General features: G+C 50.8%; 11 protein-coding genes and 2 pseudogenes. 8 read left to right on the top strand and 5 right to left on the bottom strand.

The window, feature by feature from the left end:
* The first annotated feature begins 164 nt into the window (after positions 1 to 164).
* From C510_RS16410 to C510_RS0109640, 6 genes and pseudogenes are all read left to right on the top strand, one after another.
* Entirely contained in the window at positions 165 to 449 is a 285-nt protein-coding gene (locus C510_RS16410) for a hypothetical protein (RefSeq protein WP_040366206.1), read from the top strand.
* Between the two features lie 509 nt (positions 450 to 958).
* Positions 959 to 2055, top strand: a pseudogene (locus C510_RS16405) (efflux RND transporter periplasmic adaptor subunit).
* Positions 2056 to 2081: 26 nt separating this feature from the next.
* Positions 2082 to 5164 (top strand): annotated as a pseudogene (locus tag C510_RS16400) (efflux RND transporter permease subunit).
* Positions 5145 to 6632, top strand: a complete 1488-nt coding sequence (locus C510_RS0109650; protein ID WP_026320179.1) for a TolC family protein — start codon at positions 5145 to 5147, stop codon at positions 6630 to 6632. Before C510_RS16400 ends, C510_RS0109650 begins: the two are co-directional and overlap by 20 nt.
* Complete coding sequence (locus tag C510_RS0109645; RefSeq protein WP_018711135.1) at positions 6632 to 9838, top strand: efflux RND transporter permease subunit; 3207 nt, start codon at positions 6632 to 6634, stop codon at positions 9836 to 9838. The genes C510_RS0109650 and C510_RS0109645 overlap by 1 nt, the downstream gene beginning before the upstream one ends.
* A gap of 85 nt (positions 9839 to 9923) precedes the next feature.
* Complete coding sequence (locus C510_RS0109640; protein WP_018711134.1) at positions 9924 to 10835, top strand: PD-(D/E)XK nuclease family transposase; 912 nt, start codon at positions 9924 to 9926, stop codon at positions 10833 to 10835.
* Positions 10836 to 10913: 78 nt separating this feature from the next.
* Here C510_RS0109640 and C510_RS0109635 read toward each other — a convergent pair whose 3' ends face one another.
* Positions 10914 to 12071, bottom strand: a complete 1158-nt coding sequence (locus tag C510_RS0109635) for an acyltransferase family protein (RefSeq protein ID WP_025892292.1) — start codon at positions 12069 to 12071, stop codon at positions 10914 to 10916.
* A 191-nt stretch (positions 12072 to 12262) separates the two neighbouring features.
* Here C510_RS0109635 and C510_RS0109630 point away from each other — a divergent pair, with 191 nt between their 5' ends.
* Positions 12263 to 13930, top strand: coding sequence for a formate--tetrahydrofolate ligase (locus C510_RS0109630; RefSeq protein WP_018711132.1), 1668 nt, complete (start codon positions 12263 to 12265; stop codon positions 13928 to 13930).
* A gap of 107 nt (positions 13931 to 14037) precedes the next feature.
* On the opposite strand, the gene gcvP is transcribed toward C510_RS0109630, so the two are convergent.
* From gcvP to C510_RS0109610, 4 genes are read right to left on the bottom strand one after another with little or no spacing between them, the layout of a single operon-like run.
* Entirely contained in the window at positions 14038 to 16887 is a 2850-nt protein-coding gene (gene gcvP, locus C510_RS0109625) for an aminomethyl-transferring glycine dehydrogenase (protein ID WP_018711131.1), read from the bottom strand.
* A 30-nt stretch (positions 16888 to 16917) separates the two neighbouring features.
* Positions 16918 to 17556, bottom strand: a complete 639-nt coding sequence (locus C510_RS0109620) for an MBL fold metallo-hydrolase (protein ID WP_018711130.1) — start codon at positions 17554 to 17556, stop codon at positions 16918 to 16920.
* Between the two features lie 6 nt (positions 17557 to 17562).
* Positions 17563 to 18189: a 16S rRNA (guanine(527)-N(7))-methyltransferase RsmG gene (gene rsmG, locus C510_RS0109615; RefSeq protein ID WP_018711129.1), complete on the bottom strand. Its 627-nt coding sequence runs from the start codon at positions 18187 to 18189 to the stop codon at positions 17563 to 17565.
* 7 nt (positions 18190 to 18196) lie between these two features.
* Entirely contained in the window at positions 18197 to 19048 is an 852-nt protein-coding gene (locus C510_RS0109610; RefSeq protein WP_022340161.1) for an RsiV family protein, read from the bottom strand.
* Positions 19049 to 19354: 306 nt separating this feature from the next.
* Here C510_RS0109610 and lipB point away from each other — a divergent pair, with 306 nt between their 5' ends.
* Positions 19355 to 20014: a lipoyl(octanoyl) transferase LipB gene (gene lipB / locus C510_RS0109605; RefSeq protein WP_022340162.1), complete on the top strand. Its 660-nt coding sequence runs from the start codon at positions 19355 to 19357 to the stop codon at positions 20012 to 20014.
* The last annotated feature ends 58 nt before the right edge of the window (positions 20015 to 20072 follow it).

The raw sequence follows: 20072 nt of genomic DNA, 5'->3' as shown, positions 1-20072 counted from the left end.
TAAAAGTGTTCTGCTTGATTCCGTTGGGAAATATTCTTATGGAAGTATTTAGCCGATAGGATTCCTAGATTCAAAAAGTTGGTAGAACCTTTGATTTAGTATGAAAATGTCTTGAATTTTACCAAACTGCTGACCGTGGCATTGACGTAATTCTTTAATCTGGCATGGAATATATTGCGGTTTTTGCATATATATACGGAAAAACTAGTTTTTATACCGAATTTGACGTTCGGATAGTTCCAGGAAATATCAGAAAACATGCGGAAGAAAAATTTTTTCTTCCAGAGAAAATGATGAAAACTCCTAGGAAAGCGAGTGAGGATGTCCAGGCATTTTTAAAAATACACCTGAAATCGCTTTTTCGAACCTTGAAGGAAGCTGTTTGGTATGATACTGACAACAATTTTTGTTTGACAGGAAGTTGCTTTATGCTTCTATCGGCTAAATAAAGATATGAAGTAAAAAGATTTTGTGATAAATAATCTTCTGTATAGTGCTATTCGTGACTTTTTGATAATTTGGGAATCTCTGAGAATCGCGTTTAACCGATGTGATTTAGGGGAGTACGGAATCAAGCGATTCTCAGCCTTTAATTTTATCAAAATGACAAAATGGTATTTCTGTTCCCATCTGCGAAATAATCTATCAAATTGTTTTTTTCAATTCCAGGACTTTCTGTTTGTAGATTATAATTTTAGTGTATCGGATCAGAATCTGTTGACATCGTATACATCAGAAAAGAAAGGAGGAGAGATTATTGACCTGGTGAAGATGACCTGGATATAATCCATAATTGAGAAAAGAGAACGGCTTTATTGTATTTATTGCGAATATTTCGTAGATTTGTGTGTTCTTCGTCTGCTGGAGGGCCAAAAATCAGAAAAGACCGGCACATCAGGGGAAATGAAGGACACAGACAACGATTAGAAAAACGAATATTCATCAAACAACAGATACTATGAGAAAACAAATCTACAGATACCCGTTGGCGCTGTTTGCCGCAGGGCTGTTGGCTGCCTGCAGTGGTGACAAGAACGAAGGGACTGACAAGGAGGGAGTGGAAACGGTACTGCCTGCGCAACAGAACGAGGTGACCGTCATGACGCTGAAGAAGACAACTTTCAGTCATGAACTGGTCAGCAACGGAAAGGTGGAGGCACGGCAGCAGGCCGATTTGAGTTTCCGGATAACATCGGAGCCTGTGGCACACGTCTACGTGAAGAACGGCGACCGGGTGAATCGGGGGCAGAAGCTGGCCGAACTGGATCTTTTTACCCTCAGAAACAAGCTGGAACAGGCGGAGAACTCCTTGAAACAGGCGGAACTGGAAATGCAGGACGTGCTGATAGGCCAGGGATATGCTCCGGACCGTATGCAGGAGATTCCGGCGGACATCGTGAAGCTGGCGGAGGTGAAAAGCGGCTACGGACAGAGCCGTGCGAATTACGAACTGGCCCGGTATGAGCTGGAACAGGCGGTGCTGACGGCCCCGTTCGACGGAGTGGTGGCCAACCTTACGGGACGGAGCTTTAACCGGCCGGATGGAACGGAACCTTTCTGCCGGATAATCGGGACGGGAGTATGGAAGTGGCTTTTACGGTATTGGAAAGCGAACTGCCGCTGATAAGCCGGGGAGACCGGGTGGAGGTGACACCTTATTCGGCCACGGTACGGCCTTGCCATGGAAAGGTGTCCGAAATCAATCCCCTGGTGGACGAGAACGGAATGGTGAAGGTGAAGGCCTCGGTGGAGGGGAATGCCGGGCTGTTCGACGGAATGAATGTCAGGGTGAGCGTGAAGCGTTCGGTAGACAATGTGTTTGTGATTCCGAAAACCGCTGTCGTGATGCGGTCGGGCAAGCAGGTGGTGTTTACCCTGAAGGACGGAAAGGCCATGTGGAACTACATCACGACCGGACTGGAGAACATGACCGGTTATACCGTGACGGGTGACGGAATGGAGGAGGGGGCACAGGTTATCGTGACCGGTAATGTGAACCTGGCACACGAAGCTCCCGTCAAGGTCGTGACTGCTACTTCATCCGACAAGCAATGACATGAATCCGAAAAAATACTACACTCATGGTAAAATTTCTAATACATAGACCGATAGCGGTGCTCATGGCGTTTACGGCCTGTTTCATCGTCGGGCTGGTGACATATTTTTCGCTGCCTGTATCGCTCCTTCCGGACATCGACATTCCGCAGATTACCATCCAGGTGAGCAGCGAGAACGCTTCGGCACGCGAACTGGAGAACACGATGGTGGCTCCCGTGCGCCGGCAACTCATGCAGGTATCGGGCCTTAGTGAACTGAGGAGTGAGACGCGGGACGGGTCGGGTATCATCCGGCTGTCGTTCGAGTTCGGTACGAATACGGACCTTGCCTTCATTGAGGTGAACGAAAAGATAGACGCTGCCATGAACAGCCTTCCGAAAGATGCGGTCCGTCCCAAGGCGGTGAAGGCCAGCGCTACGGACATCCCCGTATTTTACCTGAACCTTACACTGAAACAGGATGTGCCTTATGCGGAGACTGACGACCGGGATTCATGGATATGTGCGAGCTGGCGGAGAACGTCGTGAAGCGGCGCATCGAACAGCTCCCGCAGGTGGCCATGGCCGATATGACGGGAGTACCGCAACGGATGTTGCGTATCGTGCCCGACGTGGACCGGCTGGAAGCAATCGGCATGGGAATTGCCGATCTGGAGAATATCCTTTCCGCTAACAATGTGGAGCCGGGAAGTATGCTGGTGCGCGACGGCTATTACGAGTACAACATCCGTATCGCGTCGTTACTGCGTACGTCCGAGGATGTAGAAAATATCTACTTCAACGCTGACGGACGTATCCTGCAGCTCAAGGATGTATGCAGCGTGCAGATCGTGACACAGAATGAGACCGGCCGTTCGCTGGCAGGAGGCAGACGGGCGGTGACCCTGGCCATCATCAAGCAGAGCGAGGAGAATATGGACAACCTGAAGCGGGAACTGAAGGAAACGACCGATTATTTCGCAAGCATCTACCCTGACATCGATTTCAGTATCAGCCGGAACCAGACGGAACTGCTGGACTATACCATCTCGAACCTGCAGCAGAACTTCACGCTGGGATTCCTCTTCATCTTCATCGTGGCGGTGTTCTTCATCGGTGACGTTCACTCGCCGCTGGTCATCGGTATCACCATGATTACATCGGTGGTCATCACCTTCTTCTTTTTCTATATCTGCCGGATTTCGCTCAACGTGATTTCACTTTCGGGACTGATTCTGGCGGTGGGTATGATGATAGACAATGCCATCATCGTGACGGAGAACGTCTCGCAGTACCGGGAGAAGGGCTATTCGCTGAAGCGTGCGGCCGTGGCGGGTACTTCGGAGATGATCACTCCCATGCTGAGTTCGTCGTTCACCACCATCGCGGTGTTCGTGCCGCTGGTATTCATGAGTGGGATAGCCGGGGCCATCTTCATGGACGAGGCCTTCTCCATCACTTCGGGGCTGATGGTCTCTTATTTTACGGGTATCATGCTGCTGCCGGTGCTTTACGTGCTGTTCTACCGTATCGGCATCTGGAAGCACAACTGGTTTACCGCCAGCTTCAAGAATCTGCTGAAGAACGAATGGCTGGTGAAGTTCTACGATGTCGGTATCGACTGGGTGTTCGCCCACAAACGCCTTACCTTGATTGGGGCTGCACTTTCCATTCCGCTGTGCGTACTCATGTTCCAGGTGATAGGTAAGGAACGCATGCCGGAGATAGACCAGAACGAACTGATGGTGAATGTGGAGTGGAACGAGAACATACACATCGACGAGAACCATCGGCGGGTGAATGCCCTGCTGGGATGCACGGACAGCCTGGTGACGGAACATACGGCATACGTAGGGATGCAGGACTATATCCTGGGAACGGAAAAGGACCTGTCGGCCGACGAGGCGGAACTGTATTTCAAGACGGAAAAGCCTGAAGGAATCGCTCCGCTCAAGGTACTGCTGGAAAAGGAAATCCGTACGTCTTATCCGGAGGCGTCGGTGACCTTCTCTCCGCCGGTCACCATCTTCGAGAAACTTTTCGTGACGGGCGAGCCGAATGTGGTGGCCCGCCTGCAGGTGGCCGACCGGACTTCCGCCCCACAGGCTTCCGACCTCAAGGAACTGGAGAACAGGATAGCGGAGGTAACCGGACAGGCACCGGAGCGGACGGCCTTCAGAAGCCAGCTTAACCTGGTAGTGGACCGGGACAGGCTGCTGGTGTATCATGTGGACTATAATGAGGTGGTACGGGTGCTGCGTACCGCTTTCAGGGACAATACGGTGTCTACCCTCCGCTCGTACCAGCAGTATCTGCCCATCGGTATGGCCGGGAAGGAAAAGAGTGTAAACCGGGTACTTGCCGAAACACTGGTGGAAGCGGAAAACCGGCAGGATGGGAGCCGGGAACGGACGTATGTACCGCTCCGGGAACTGGTCAGGGTAGTGCCCGATGAAGACCTGAAGGAAATTACGGCCGGGCGTAACGGCGAGTATATTCCCATCAGTTTCTACGGGGTGGAAGATGCCCCGACGCTCATCGGACAGGTCCGGGAAACCGTAGAGGCCGATAAACGTTGGGACGTAAGTTTTGGTGGCAGCTTCTTTTCGAACAGGAAGATGATGGGTGAACTGACCGTCATCCTGATTATATCCGTACTGTTGATGTACTTTATCCTGTGTGCCCAGTTCGAAAGCTTTCTACAGCCACTTATCGTACTGGCGGAAATACCGATAGACATTGCTTTCGGACTGGTGGTGCTTTGGGCACTGGGACATACCATGAACCTGATGTCGGCCATCGGCATCATCGTATCGTGCGGTATCGTGGTGAACGATTCCATCCTGAAACTGGATTCGATAAACGAACTCCGCAAGGAAGGGATGCCGCTGCTGGAGGCTATCCATACGGCCGGCCACCGGCGGCTGAGGGCCATCATCATGACTACCCTGACAACAGTGTTCGCCATGGTTCCGTTGCTGTTCACTTCCGATATGGGTTCCGAACTGCAACGCCCGCTCTCCATTGCCATGATAGGCACCATGATGGTGGGACTGTTGGTCAGTCTGTTTGTCATTCCTTTGATTTACTGGTTTATCTATAGAAAACATGATGTTCAGAAGAATTAGCATACTTCTCCTGCTGGTGCTTTGCGGAGCAGGAGTACAGGCGCAGCAGGTGTTGCGTCTGGATTTGAAGCGTATCATCGCTCTGGCCAATGACAGTTCGCTGTCGGCCTTCCGGTATCAGAACATGTACCTGTCGGGCTATTGGGAGTACCGGTCGTATAAGGCGGCGCGTCTGCCTAGCCTTTCGCTGAACCTGACTCCGGCGCAGTATTACCGCTACATCACCCAGCGTTACGATTCGCAGGCCGATATCGACGTATACCGTGAACAGCAGATGTTCAGCGCTGCGGCCGGGTTGAGTCTGGTGCAGAATTTCGACCTGCTGGGCGGTACCTTCTATGTAGATACCCAGTTGGACTATTTGCGTAACTTCGGCGATGTCAATTCCACCCAGTTCTCTACGGTACCGTTCCGTATCGGTTACCAGCAGGACCTGTTGGGCTTCAACGCTTTCCGCTGGGACCGGAAGATTGAACCGTTGAAATTCGAGAAGGTGAAGAAGCAGTTCATCTACAATTCGGAAAGCGTGTCCGAAGAGGCGGTGAACTATTTCTTCTCGCTGGCTATGGCACAGGCCGACTATAGACTGGCCGAAGTCAACCTGGCCACTGCCGATACGCTGTATGCCATCGGCGAGCAGCGCCAGAAGATTGCTGCCATTTCGCAGGCCGACCTGCTGACCCTGAAACTGGACAAGGTGAATGCCCGGAATACCCTGAAGAATGCCGAGATTACCCGCAAGCGCGCCATGTCGGCACTGGCCACCTTCCTGAACCTGGACAAGAACACGTACATAGAGATTGACCTGCCGTCGCGTCCGCGTTATGTGGACATTCCGGCCGATCGTGCCCTGCTGCTGGCCAAGGAGAACAACCCGGCTTACCTGGAGCAGCGGCAGAACGTATTGGAAGCCGAACGGGAAGTGGACCGTACAAAGAAGGAGTCCCGCTTCAATGCCAGCGTGAATGCCAGTGTGGGGTTCAACCAGGTAGCGGACAACCTGGGAGCGGCCTACCGGAATCTGCTGCAGCAGGATCTGGTATCGCTTACGGTTTCCATTCCGCTGGTGGACTGGGGGGTCCGTAAGGGAAAATACAACATGGCCAGAAACAACCTGAACGTGGTGAGGATTGCCGCCCGTCAGGAGGAAATCAGTCTGGAAGAGGATGTGATGATGACGGTGAAAGATTTCAACGTGCAGCAGGACCTGATAGCCAGTGCTTCGGAAGCGCTCGATCTGGCCGAACTGGCATACGACCAGACACGGCGGCGTTTCATCATCGGAAAGGCCGACATCAGCAGTCTGACCCTTTCGCTGAACCGCCAGCAGGAGGCCCAGAAGAACTACATTCAGGCACTCCAGAACTACTGGCTCAACTATTACAAGATACGGAAACTGACGCTGCACGATTTCGAGTCGGGCATGTCGCTTTCCGACCGTTTCGATTTTGACAACAACCGTTACTGATGCAGGCGATGAAAGAGAACAACCGTAAACGTGCCGTGGGGTGGTCATCGTTCACCCTGATCGTGACCTTTGTCTGCCTGTCTCTGGTAGGGCTGTCCCTGGCTCCGCTGCTGCCTGTCAAGCTGTCGCCTTCGCACGACATGCCGGGGCTGACCGTTTCGTTCACCATGCCGGGGAACTCTGCCCGCGTCATCGAATCGGAAGTGACCAGCCGTCTGGAGGGGATGCTTTCACGGGTGACGGGAATCAGGAATATCTATTCCACTTCCGACAATGGAAGCGGTTATATCCGGGTGGAGCTGGACAAGCATGCCGACATCGAGATGACCCGCTTCGAGGTGTCCACCCTGATTCGGCAGCTCTGGTCGCAGTTGCCCGAGGGAGTCAGCTATCCGATCATATCCTCCCAGCGTTCCGATGACCAGGCGGCGCGTTCGTTCATGACCTTTACGCTGAACGCGCCTGCCACACCAATTGTCATCCAGCGGTACGGCGAGGACCGGATCAAGCCGCTCCTTTCGGCTCTGGACGGTGTCTACAAGGTGGAACTGAGCGGAGCTACGCCCATGGAATGGCGGATAGAATACGACAATGTACAGCTCTCGTCCCTTCAGATTGGTGTGCAGGATATCCAGCAGGCCATTGCGGAACGTTACGACCAAGAGTTCCTGGGTATCTGCGAATATGATTCGGGCAGCCGCAGGGAATGGATCCGGCTGGTGCGGAAAACGGATGGCCGGGAAGGGGATTTCCGTCCGTCGGAAATTCAGATCAGAACTCCGGAAGGGAATTCCGTTCCACTGGACAAACTGGTACGGGTGACACGCACCGAGGAGGAACCTACTTCCTATTACCGGATAAACGGACTCAATTCCATCTATCTCTCCATTACCGCTACCGAAACGGCCAATCAGCTGACACTGGCAGATGAAGTGCGGGAAGTGATGGAGGAGGTCAAGGCCATCATGCCTGCCGGATATGAGATACATACCGGTTATGACGCTACGGAATACATCAGCAAGGAGCTGGACACCATCTATTTCCGTACGGGAATCACCGTGCTTATCCTGCTGCTTTTCGTGGCTGTCATCACCCGTAACCTGAGGTATCTGTTTCTCATCGTTACGGGACTGAGTGTGAATATCGCCGTAGCTGCCATCCTTTATTATGCTTTCGGACTGGAGATACAGCTTTATTCGCTGGCCGGTATCACCATTTCACTCAACCTGGTGATAGACAACATCATCGTCATGACCGACCATATCCTGAGGCGGCGTAACCTGAAGGCCTTCATGTCGGTGCTGGCGGCTACGCTGACCACCATCGGCGCATTGGTCATCATCTTCTTCCTTGACGAGAAGATACGGCTGAACCTGCAGGATTTTGCGGCAGTGGTCATCATTAACCTGGGTATATCCCTGCTGGTTGCCCTGTTCTTCGTACCTCCGATGATTGAGAAGATTGGATTGCGACGGGGCAGGCCTGCACATCCGCGGCTGCGGGTCAAACGGTGCACCGTGTATTTTACCCGTTTCTACCGTAGTCTGATTGTGTTGATGTGCCGCTACCGGGTGTTGGCCTGTATCCTGTTGGTACTGGGGTTCGGCCTGCCGGTATTCATGCTTCCCGAGAGGATAGAGGAAGCGGAAAGCAAGGGGGAATGGGCAGAACTGTACAACAGGGTATTCGACAATTCCACATACAAGGAAGATATAAAACCAATTGTAGACAAGGCTTTCGGAGGTGCCTTACGGCTCTTTGTCGAGAAGGTGTATGATGGAGGCTACTTCAACCGCGACGAGGGTGAAGTGGTGCTCTACATCAATGCCACCCTGCCGAACGGCAGTACGCTGGAGCAGATGAATGTGCTCATCAAGAAGATGGAGACGTATCTGAGTGAATTCAAGGAGATACGTCAGTTCCAGACATCAGTCTATAATGCCCGTAGAGCGGCTATCCAAGTGTATTTCAAGAAGGAATACAGCCATACGGGATTCCCGTATGTACTGAAATCGAACGTGATCAGCAAGTCGCTTACGTTGGGTGGAGGAAGCTGGTCCGTCTATGGACTGCAGGATCAGGGCTTCAGCAACGACGTCCGTGAATCGGCGGGTAGTTTCCGGGTGAAGATGTACGGCTACAATTACGACGAGCTCAGCCTGTGGGCTGAAGAGATGAAGAAGCTGCTTCTGACACACCGCCGTATCAAGGAGGTGACGGTCAATTCGGAATTCTCGTGGTGGAAGGACGACTATACAGAGTTCTATCTGGAGTTCGACAAACGGCGCATGGCCGAAGAGAACCTGACCGCATACGACCTGTTTGCCGTGCTGCGTCCGGTGTTCATGCGTGACCAGTTGGCTGGCAGCATTGTCTATGACAACAACCTGGAATACCTGCGGCTGACTTCCCGCCAGAGTGGCGATTACGATGTCTGGGCCTTCATGTCAGTACCGTTTGTTGTGAACGGGAAACAGTATAAACTGTCCGATCTGGCGGTGCTGACCAAGGGGCAGGCACCGAAGCTGGTGGCCAAGGAAAACCAACAGTACCGCCTGTGTCTGCAGTACGAGTACATCGGTTCTTCGGAACAGGGACGGAAACTGCTGGAGAAGGACATCGAGACGCTCCGGAAACGTCTGCCCATGGGATATACGGTGGAGAGCGACAGTGCTTACTGGAGCTGGGGCAAGGATGACAACAGTCAATACCTGCTGTTGCTGGTGGTGATAGCCATCATCTTCTTCATATCCGCCATCCTGTTCGATTCGTTGAGTCAGCCGCTGGCCATCATTTTCGTGATTCCGATTTCCTACATCGGGGTGTTCCTTACCTTCTACCTGTTCGGACTCAATTTCGACCAGGGAGGTTTCGCATCCTTCGTACTGCTCTGTGGTATTACAGTAAACGCAAGCATCTATATCCTGAACGAGCACAATGCTATCCGGAGAATTTTCCCTAACCTCTCTCCCTTGCAGGCGTATACCAAGGCTTGGAATGTGAAGATTATACCCATCTTCCTGACTGTGGTTTCCACCATCTTGGGATTCGTTCCTTTCCTGATTGGTGAGAAAACTCCGTTCTGGTTCCCGCTGGCAGCCGGTACCATCGGTGGACTGGTGATGTCAGTCATCGGTATTTTCCTGTATCTTCCGGTATTGAGTGTTTCCAGATCGGTACGACGGACCATCCGGCAAAGGAAGTAGTCGAAAATAAAGTCTTGAGTTTTTGTTAGGTTCGGATAGAATGTTTATCTTCGCATAGTTCCTAAGATAATAAAACAGATTCCGTATGAGCAGCTATATACGTTTTGACTGGGCGATGAAACGCCTGCTCCGTAACAAGGCCAACTTTGCCGTGCTTGAAGGCCTTCTGACCACTTTGTTGAACGACAAGATTACCATTCAGAAATTGCTGGAAAGCGAGAGTAATCAAGAAGAGGAGTTCGACAAGTACAACCGTGTGGATATGCTTGCCGAAGATTCCAAAGGAACGTTGCTGCTGATTGAAATCCAGAACAACAATGAATATGCTTATTTCCAACGCATGCTTTTCGGTACTTCCAAACTGGTGACAGAATACATCAATCGGGGAGAGGGATATGACAAAGTTCGTAAAGTGTATAGCATCAACATTGTTTATTTCTCTTTGGGGCATGGAAAGGATATCGTTTATCACGGAAAGACCGAGTTCCGTGGCATTCATCAGAACGATTTGTTGGAATTGTCTCCTTTCCAACGCCAGACTTTCAAGGTAGATACAGTGAGTCAGTTGTATCCCGAATATTACATTTTGAAAGTCAATGACTTCAATCAGGTTGCAAAGACTCCGTTGGAAGAGTGGATTTATTATTTGAATACGGGAGAAATACCCGAAAAGGCCCAGGCACCGGGATTGGATGCCGCTCGTGAACGCTTGAAACTTGATAAAATGAGTAAGGATGAATTGAAGGCTTATTACCGCCATTTGGATAACATTGTGATTCTACGTGACAATATTCATACTGAACGTGCCGAAGGTCGTGCCGAGGGTCGTGCCGAAGGACTGGAAGAAGGCCGTGCTGAAGGACTGGAAGAGGGGCGTGCTAAAGGAGTAGAAGAGGCCAGGAAGCAAAGTGCGGTTCGTATGAAGGCCAAGGGATTTTCTGCGGAAGACATTGCGGATATTACTGGTTTGAGTCTAGAGGAAATAGCTGATTTGTAATCTTTTTAGCAGACTCAATACAACATTGAAAAGCCGTTTTAGTTGTACCTTTTATGATAAACTAAAACGGCTTTTTGCTTATTTCTTGTTCAAGAATTTCTTGGTTAACCATTTTCTGACTGGTTCGTCGTAAAGTTTCAGACAGAGGTATGCCAGCAGGATGTTTCCCAGATAAACGGCGAGTGCCATTGGCCAGGCCTCGGCGATGGTATAGAGCTTATGGTCAATCAGCCAGGCATAGAACAGGTACATAATCGGGTAGTGTACGGCATAGAGCGGATAGGAGATATCGCCCAGAAATTTACACACACGGGATGAAAAATTGTCCGTTGTCTTGCCGGAAGCTCCAATCCAGAGAAGAACCGGGAAGATGAAAAGAATACAGATGGCTTCGAACAGGCCGTTCAGACTGATGGGTGAGTTTCCTGTAACAATATACGGTACACAGAAAAGCAGTAACAGAATGACGGAGCAGATCCAGAAAGCTCCTCTTACATTCATCGGTTTGAAATGACGGGCCAGCAGCATTCCCATCGAGAAGGGGAAGAGCATGCGCAGGGCGCCTCCGAAGAAATTGACGGTGTCAAGTGTCCAACCTACGCCAATCATATCGTAGCCGGATACATTGAAAGTGGTGAACCAGGCTAAGGCGATTCCCAGTAGTCCGACCAGAACCGTCAAGGCTTTGGTGGACAGGCGATGGATAAACAAGGCATACAGGATATTGCCGATGTATTCGAAAAAGAGCGACCAGCTGGGGCCGTTCAACGGGAACATTTCACCGTTGCCCCGGACTTCATAGCTTACGCCGGGAACAGCAGGAATGAAGAACATGGCACAGAGCATGGCAAGCATGACGGCTGAAGTGGCGACTTTTGTACCGTCCCATTGGACACCACCCTGCAGAAAAAAGGTGATGGTTCCCAGAATGACTCCCATGATAATCATCGGATGAAGACGGATGAGGCGGCGTTTGAAGAAATTGCCGGTTGTCATTGTTTTTCCCCATCGGTCATCGTACGCATAACTGATTACAAAGCCGGAAAGAATAAAGAAAAAATCGACGGCCAGGTAACCGTGGTTGATGACTGTAATGGGAGTTCCACCTGCAGCGAAGGAGAGTCCTTCGAAGATGTGATAAAAGAGAACCAACAGTGCGGCGACTCCTCGTAATCCGTCCAGGAGCTCATAATGAGGTTTGGAATCTGCGTATGCCGCAGAAGAGATGTTTTGCATCATAGTGTAAGTGTATAAATGTTTTAATTATTGTTTTTCTGGCGCCTTGTATATGGTTTTCAAAGTTACGTAACTTCGGCGTTTCAAAAGTTGTCCTGAATCAAAAACTGAATTTTTCTGTCGACTGATGGACGGTTTTGGCAAAAAGTCCTATTTTTTTTCTACCTTTGTGGCTTTAAAATTTCAACGTTATGAAGTCTGATATAGAAATTGCACGTAGTATAGAGTTGACCAAAATCAAACAGGTGGCTCGTAATTATGACATCCCGGTAGAGGAAATCCAGAATTATGGACGTTACATCGCCAAAGTACCCGAGACTTTGATTGATGAAGAGAAAGTAAACAAGAGCAACCTGATTCTGGTGACTGCCATCACCCCGACTAAAGCCGGTATCGGTAAGACCACTGTGTCTATCGGCTTGGCATTGGGATTGAGTAAAATCGGTAAGAAGGCCATCTGTGCCTTGCGTGAACCTTCTTTAGGCCCCTGTTTCGGTATGAAAGGGGGTGCTGCCGGAGGTGGTTACGCCCAGGTATTGCCGATGGATAAGATAAACCTTCATTTTACAGGAGATTTCCACGCCATTACATCGGCCCATAACATGATTGCCGCTTTGCTGGATAACTATATGTATCAGAACCGCGATAACGGCTTTGCCATGAAGGAAGTGCTTTGGAACCGTGTATTGGATGTAAACGACCGTGGCTTGCGCTACATCGTAACCGGACTGGGTGGAAAGACAAACGGCGTTATGCGTGAATCGGGATTCGATATTACACCGGCTTCCGAAATCATGGCTATCCTGTGTCTGGCTACGGATGAAGCTGATTTGCGACGTCGGATCGAGAATATCCTGCTGGGTTTCACCATCGAGGGAAAACCGTTCACCGTAAAGGATCTGGGAGTGGCTGGAGCCATTACCGTACTGCTGAAAGATGCGTTGTCGCCTAATCTGGTACAGACTACCGAGCATACCGCTGCTTTTGTACATGGCGGTCCGTTCGCTAACATCGCGCACGGTTGTAACTCCGTGCTGGCTACCCGGTTGGCCATGACTTTCGGCGATTATGTCATTACGGAAGCTGGTTTCGGTGCCGACTTGGGTGCTGAAAAGTTCTACGACATCAAATGCCGTAAGGCAGGGCTGCAGCCGAAACTGACGGTACTGGTGGCCACGGCTCAGGGCTTGAAGATGCACGGTGGCGTGAGTGTTGACGCAATCAAGGAACCGAATATGGAAGGATTGAAAGAAGGATTGAAGAATCTGGACAAGCATATCGAGAATCTGCAATCGTTCGGACAGACCGTTGTCGTAGCCTTCAACCGTTATGCCAATGATACCGACGAGGAACTGGATTATGTCCGCCAGCATTGTGCTGAGAAGGGAATCGGTTTTGCCATCAACAATGCTTTCATGGAAGGTGGTGAAGGAGCTGTAGAATTGGCTAATCTGGTGGTAGATACCATCGAAAAGCAGCCGTCCAAGCCGTTGACTTTCGCTTACGACGAAGAAGATTCAGTAGAAGAAAAAGTACGTAAGGTAGCTTTGAATCTTTATGGCGCGAAACAGGTACTTTTCGGTCCGGCTGCCCGTAAGAAGCTGAAGATGATTGAAGAGTTGGGATATACACATTTCCCGATCTGTATCGCCAAGACTCAATATTCGTTCTCTACCGATCCGAAACTGTATGGTGTAGCTTCCGGCTTCAACTTTACGGTACGCGATATTGTCATCAATGCCGGTGCCGAAATGCTGGTGATGGTGGCAGGCGAAATCATGCGTATGCCGGGATTGCCGAAAGAGCCTCAGGCATTGCACATCGACATCGTGAACGGAGAAATCGAAGGATTGTCTTAATCGGACGGAGATAAGATTAGAAGTTAACGATAAAAGGCGTCGCAGCTCCCCGGATTGGTATGGGAAAGCTGCGGCGCCTTCTTTTATGGATGACGGGTCAGGACCTGTCAGTTGAAACTACCGTAACGGGTAGGCAACAGCTTGCGGTCGCCCAAAGTATTGTCTATGCGGGCCACATTTATCCAGAACTTGTTTTCGCGTACGCTTGGGATGGGGTAAGCTGCTTTTTCGCGGCTATAGCTGTGTTCCCATTCGTTGGCTACAATTTCGTATTCCGGGTGTGGAGCATTCACCAGTACGTTATCGTCGGCAGAGGCGTCTCCCCGTTTTATTTCCTCTATTTCTTTCCGGATTTGCAGCATGACTTCGACAAAGTTGTCCAGCTCGGCCAGACTTTCGCTTTCCGTTGGTTCAATCATCAACGTGCCGTGTACAGGGAAGGAAAGGGTAGGAGCGTGATAGCCGTAGTCCATCAACCGTTTGGAGATGTCATTTTCGCTGATTCCGCTTTCTTCGTGTAATTTCCGGCATTCCAGAATCATTTCATGTCCGACGAAGCCGTTGGTTCCCCGATAGACCGTGCCGTATGCCTCTTCAAAGCAGGCTGCCAGGTAATTGGCATTCAGGATGGCTACTTCGGTGGCGCGGGTCAGACCTTCGGTACCCATCATGCAGATGTAGGCATAGGTGATAGGCAGGATGCCGGCACTTCCGTAAGGCGCGGCAGCCACTTCGTTCTGTTCGTGGTCGAAAGAAGCATGTCCCGGTAAGAACGGTATCAGGTGTTCGGCTACGCACACAGGGCCAACTCCCGGTCCTCCTCCTCCGTGTGGGCTGGCGAAAGTCTTATGCAGGTTGAGGTGGCAGAGGTCGGCACCGATGGTAGCCGGATTGGTCAATCCCACTTGAGCGTTCATGTTGGCTCCGTCCATGTATACCTGTGCGCCGCACTGGTGGATAATCTGGCAGATTTCAGCTACGTCAGCTTCAAAGATGCCATGGGTAGACGGATAGGTAATCATCAGGGCTGCCAGTTCGTCCTTATGCGTTTCGGCTTTTTCCCGCAAATCATTCAGGTCGATGTTTCCCCGGTCGTCACAGGCACATACCAACGGCTCGTATCCGGCTTGTACGGCTGATGCCGGATTGGTACCGTGGGCCGATGCCGGTATCAATACCAGGTGGCGATGGCCTTGACCGATACTTTCCAGGTAGCTGCGGATGATACGCAGGCCGGTATATTCTCCGGCGGCACCGGAGTTCGGCTGGAAGGTAATGCCGGCAAATCCGGTAATGGTCTTCAACTGTTCGCCCAGTTTCTGGATGAGCAGCTGGTACCCTTCTGCCTGTTCTTTCGGTACCAACGGGTGTACGTTCATCCATGCGGCATTGCTCAGCGGAATCATTTCTGCGGCGGCATTCAGCTTCATGGTGCAGGAACCCAGTGAAATCATGGAATGAATCAGGGAGATGTCTTTGCGTTCCAACCGTTTGATGTAACGCATCATTTCGGTTTCGGTATGGTATTTATTGAATACCTCGTGCGACAGGAATCCGGTGCGTCTTCTCAGTTCCCGAGTGAGGGAAGACATTTCCGGTACATCGGTTATCTCCTGGATGCTCGTTTCGGCGGCGATACCGAAGATATTCAGCAGGTGATTGATATCTGCCAGAGTAGTCGCCTCGTCGATGCTGACACCTACATCGCCGTTGTCGAAATAGCGGAGGTTCGCTTTCTTGCTCATGGCGATGGTCTGCAACTTTTGGGTAGACACATTCTCCGGTAATTGCAGGCGGAGGGTATCGAAGAAGAGTTCGTTCTTCTGTACGTATCCTAACTTGGTCAGTTGCTTGTTCAGGCAGTTCGTCAGGCTATGGATGCGTTTGGCAATCTCTTTCAGACCGTCAGGACCGTGGTATACGGCGTAGAATCCGGCCATGGTAGCCAGCAGTGCCTGGGCGGTACAGATGTTTGAAGTCGCCTTTTCTCGTTTGATGTGCTGTTCGCGTGTCTGTAGAGCCATGCGGTAGCAGGTATGTCCGTATTTGTCTTTGGAGAGTCCGATGATACGTCCCGGCATGTTGCGTTTGTACTCGTCGCGGGTAGCGAAATAAGCGGCAGAAGGTCCACCGTAGAAGAGTGGGGTACCCAACCGCTGGGAGCTTCCGAAAACGATGTCGGCATCCCATTCGCCGGGAGGTACCAGCAATACCAGTGCCATGATGTCTGCCGCTACGGCTACCTTGCAACCGGCTTCGTGTGCCTGACGGGTAAATTCACGGTAGTCTTCGATGTTTCCGCTGTTGTTGGGGTACTGGACGATACAGCCGAAAATATCCGGTGTGAAGTTCAGCTCCTTGTACTTGCCCACCTGTACCTGGATGCCTTGCGGCAGGGCACGTGTGCGGACGACCGCCAAAGTCTGTGGAAAAATCTCTTCGTCCACAAATAAGGTTGTTGCGCCGCCTTTCTGCTGGGCGCGGCTGCGTAGACCGAACATCATGGTGGCCGCTTCGGCGGCAGCGGTAGCCTCATCCAGTAAAGAACAGTTCGCCAGCGGCATGCCTGTCAGGTCGCTGATGACGGTCTGGAAGTTCAGAAGGGCTTCCAGACGTCCCTGTGAGATTTCAGCCTGATAAGGCGTGTAGGAAGTATACCATACCGGATTCTCGAACACGTTCCGTTGGATGACCGCCGGTGTCACGGTGTCGTACCAGCCTGTACCGATATAGGTCTTGAACGGTTGGTTCATGGCGGCCAGCTTGTTTATGTGTTCCGCAAATTCGCGTTCGGTCATTGCCGGATCCAGGTGGAGCGGCTCTTTCAGACGGATGTTTGCCGGTATGGTGCGGTCTATCAGTTCGTCAAGACTCTTCACCCCGATTTTCTCCAGCATCTTCGGATAATCCTCTTCCGAAATGCCGATATGACGGTTGGCAAAAGTTGCTGTTTTCATAATGTATGATTTAAGTGATTGATTACAGATTTATTGGAAATAAGGATTGTTCTTCTTTTCGTAACCGATGGTAGTCTGCTCTCCATGACCAGGGTACACGACGGTGTTGTCCGGACAGGTGAACAGACGGTTGCAGATGCTGTTTCTGATGTCCTCGAAACTTCCTCTGTCCAGGTCGGTCCGTCCGATGCTTCCTCTGAAAAGGACGTCACCGCTGAACATGCATCCGTCCTTTTCGTCATAGAACACCAGACTTCCGGGGGAGTGTCCCGGGGCCGCTATCGCTTTCAGCCTGGAGTTTCCGAAGCAGATTTCGTCACCGTCGGCGATATAGCCTCCCAGCGGTGCGGGCTCTTCGTTGATACGGAACCCGAACATGCGGCAATGGTCTGCCGCGCGTGCAAGTAGGAATTCGTCCGCCTGGTTGGCTTCCGGTTTCAGCCCGAATTCACGCGCCAGGTAAGCGTTGCCGAAGATGTGGTCCAGGTGCAGATGGGTGTTCAGCACATGTTTCAGTTGGAGACCTTCTTCGTCGAGGTATTTTTTCAGCTGTTCTCCTTCTCCCGGATAGAAGCATCCGGCATCGATGACTACAGCCTCACGTGTTTCGTCGGAAAGTACGTAGCAGTTCACCGGAAACATATTGAATTCGAATCGTTTGATTTTCATGGCTTTTTATCCGTTGATGGTTACATACACTACTTTTTTTGTCTCGAAATACTCCTCGTCGAAATAGTCCTTCAGGTCGTAAATGAAGGCCTTGTGTTTCACAGGCATGATTTCGTTCTCCAGCTCTCCGCCCTTCAGGCAGATGAGCCCGTTGGGCAAAGCGTTGATTTGTTCTTTCCGGATGTTTTTCCGGATAATCTTCAGCAGGTCTGTCAGTGGCATGACGGCCCGGCTGACCACAAAGTCGAACTGCTGCTTTTCTTCTTCTGCCCGGCAATGGCGGGTCGTTACGTTTTTCAGTCCGATGGCCTGCGCTATTTCGGTAGCCACTTTGACCTTTTTCCCGATGCTGTCTACTAGGTGGAAGCGGCATTCGGGAAAGAGGATAGCCAGGGGAATACCCGGAAATCCACCTCCCGTACCCAGGTCCATCAACGATGTATCGGACTTGAAGTGGATGACTTTGGCTATACCCAATGAGTGCAATACATGGTGCTCGTACAGATTGGTGATGTCTTTGCGGGAGATGACATTGATTTTACTGTTCCAGTCGGTATACAGGTCATAGAGGGCCGCGAACTGTTCTTTCTGGATGTCTGTCAACTCAGGAAAATATTTCAGGATAATGTCCATAAGGTCGTTAATGCTTGATAAGGTAGGTATTCAGTTCTTGATAAGGTACCAGGAGTTCAAAGTCTCCCAAGGCATACGGCGCGATGTCGTATGGATTGTACAGGAAGCGGATGCCTTCTTTTTCCAGCAGAAAGTTGTCGGGCAAGTAGAGTCCGTTCATCTGCAGGATACCGTACTCCTGTAGTCCTTCGATGCTGGTGATGGTATCGGTTTCTACCCGTTCGCCGGCGGTACGGATCAGCTCTTTCAGAATCAGTTCGCAGACGGCAGCTTCTGTATTGGGCAGGAATACCTGTTCTTTGGTCAGTACTTCTCCTTGGTCGGTCAGGTTGATCCATTTCTGGTAGCTGTTCGGATGAGCGCCTCCAGTATATGCGAAATGGCTGACCTTGTAGTTCCATACATGGTCCTTCCCTTCGGTCAGGGTGGAATTGATACCATATTCATAATTGTACCATCCCGGCAGTTCATGGTCTTTCAGCCCGTTCCGGAGGTCGTATTCGTACAGGCCTTCCAGGTCTTGCCGGTAGTTGGTAATCAGGGTATCTTTCAGGTGTCGCACGAACTCCTGCGGATTTTGTGTAGCGGGCATTCCTTCTTCGATGGCCCGAATGAGTTGCGCATTTGACTTGAGCGCTATAGAGTCTGTGGCCTGGCGCATCTTGAAGAATGCCAGGCTGTAGTTTATTTTACAGGAAGGTGAGCTCTTTACATCGTCTTTCAGGAAAACGGTCGTATCGCAAGTCAGTGTTTCTGTGCCCAGGGCTTGTTCGGCTTTCTGTTCGGTACATCCTTGGAAGAGCATAAGGGCCGAAGCGAGTCCCATTGTCTTGAGAAACAGTTCGTTTGATTTTTTCATGTTGTTCTTTTAAATTTTATGGTTGCAACTTTATTGCTAGATACTACAAATATAAGATAACTTCATGAATTGACCATCAAAAAAGGTATTTCTTTCTGTCAAAAAAGCAGAAAAGTAACGGGCGGATAGGGCGTTTGGGGGAAAGACGGCAGAAGTTTCAGGTGGAAGAGGCGAATATTTCAGGATTTTTGCTAACTTGCCGTCTGTAATAAGAGGACTTACCTGACCGTTTCGGCGTTAACCGGATGTATTGAGGTTCCGTGTGCAGAAGCGTTCAGGCTAGTGCCAGTATTGGGAGGACTGATTATGAAGACAGAATATTGGGGGATGATTCCCTATGGTGAGGCCTGGAAACGGCAGACCGAATTGTTCGATTCGCTGGTAATGGCCCGTGAGAAGGGGTTGCCTTATGAAAACCGGTTGATTTTCTGCCAGCATCCGCATGTCTATACATTGGGGCGGCATGGAAAAGAAACGAATATGTTGTTGACGCCCGAGCAGTTGGAACGCATCCACGCCGAGCTCTTCCATATTGACCGTGGAGGAGACATTACATACCACGGGCCGGGACAGCTGGTCTGTTATCCGATTCTGAACCTGGAAGATTTCCATTTGGGGCTGAAGTCTTACCTGGATGTCTTGGAGGAAGCGGTTATTCGGGTCTGTGCTTCGTATGGCATTCTGGCCGGGCGTGTGGCCGGTGCTACCGGTGTATGGCTGGATGCCGGAACACCGAAGGAGCGGAAAATCTGTGCGATGGGAGTACGAAGCAGCCATTTCATCACGATGCACGGATTGGCCTTGAATGTAAACACGGATCTGGAATATTTCCGTTACATTCATCCGTGCGGTTTCATCGATAAGGGGGTGACCTCCATCCGTCAGGAACTGGGGCACGGAATCCCTGTCGAGGAGGTCGAGAGGAGGCTGGATATCATTCTTAGAGACTTGCTGCTCAACCGTTAAAACCTTTTTAGCGCCCGAACTTTCCTGGGAAATGTTTTGTTGTATACGCTGACTGAAC

This window comes from Phocaeicola barnesiae DSM 18169 = JCM 13652, from assembly GCF_000374585.1.
In the GTDB taxonomy this organism is placed as follows: Bacteria; Bacteroidota; Bacteroidia; order Bacteroidales; family Bacteroidaceae; genus Phocaeicola; species Phocaeicola barnesiae.
Note: the sequence above shows the minus strand (reverse complement) of the source record. Positions and strands in the feature narration are given on the sequence as shown.

What these genes read in the sequence shown, in the direction of transcription:
- C510_RS0109620 (WP_018711130.1), bottom strand. Translation starts at nt 17,556, where the DNA reads ATGAAAATCAAACGATTCGAATTCAATATGTTTCCGGTGAACTGCTAC.
- C510_RS0109650 (WP_026320179.1), top strand. Translation starts at nt 5,145, where the DNA reads ATGATGTTCAGAAGAATTAGCATACTTCTCCTGCTGGTGCTTTGCGGA.
- C510_RS0109640 (WP_018711134.1), top strand. Translation starts at nt 9,924, where the DNA reads ATGAGCAGCTATATACGTTTTGACTGGGCGATGAAACGCCTGCTCCGT.
- C510_RS0109645 (WP_018711135.1), top strand. Translation starts at nt 6,632, where the DNA reads ATGCAGGCGATGAAAGAGAACAACCGTAAACGTGCCGTGGGGTGGTCA.
- lipB (WP_022340162.1), top strand. Translation starts at nt 19,355, where the DNA reads ATGAAGACAGAATATTGGGGGATGATTCCCTATGGTGAGGCCTGGAAA.
- C510_RS16410 (WP_040366206.1), top strand. Translation starts at nt 165, where the DNA reads ATGGAATATATTGCGGTTTTTGCATATATATACGGAAAAACTAGTTTT.
- rsmG (WP_018711129.1), bottom strand. Translation starts at nt 18,189, where the DNA reads ATGGACATTATCCTGAAATATTTTCCTGAGTTGACAGACATCCAGAAA.
- C510_RS0109635 (WP_025892292.1), bottom strand. Translation starts at nt 12,071, where the DNA reads ATGCAAAACATCTCTTCTGCGGCATACGCAGATTCCAAACCTCATTAT.
- gcvP (WP_018711131.1), bottom strand. Translation starts at nt 16,887, where the DNA reads ATGAAAACAGCAACTTTTGCCAACCGTCATATCGGCATTTCGGAAGAG.
- C510_RS0109630 (WP_018711132.1), top strand. Translation starts at nt 12,263, where the DNA reads ATGAAGTCTGATATAGAAATTGCACGTAGTATAGAGTTGACCAAAATC.
- C510_RS0109610 (WP_022340161.1), bottom strand. Translation starts at nt 19,048, where the DNA reads ATGAAAAAATCAAACGAACTGTTTCTCAAGACAATGGGACTCGCTTCG.